We start from the raw sequence: 285 nt of genomic DNA on the forward strand, positions 1-285 counted from the left end.
GCGCGATCCTGGTTTGCTCGGCCGCTGATGGTCCGATGCCACAAACCCGTGAGCACATCCTGCTGTCCCGTCAGGTAGGCGTTCCGTACATCGTTGTCTTCCTGAACAAGGCTGACATGGTTGACGACGCTGAGCTGCTGGAGCTGGTTGAGATGGAGGTGCGCGACCTGCTGAGCACTTACGACTTCCCAGGTGATGACACTCCAATCATCATCGGTTCGGCTCTGATGGCTCTGAACGGCCAAGACGACAACGAAATGGGCACCACTGCCGTCAAGAAGCTGG

General features: G+C 57.9%; 1 protein-coding gene. It reads left to right on the forward strand.

Annotated features, from left to right (window positions below; translation table 11 throughout):
* On the forward strand, window positions 1-285 hold a 285-nt coding region (locus IB266_RS30550), incomplete at both ends, for a GTP-binding protein (RefSeq protein ID WP_263864941.1).

It is taken from the genome of Pseudomonas sp. Pdm06 (assembly GCF_014851795.1).
Classification (GTDB): Bacteria; Pseudomonadota; Gammaproteobacteria; order Pseudomonadales; family Pseudomonadaceae; genus Aquipseudomonas; species Aquipseudomonas fluorescens_AA.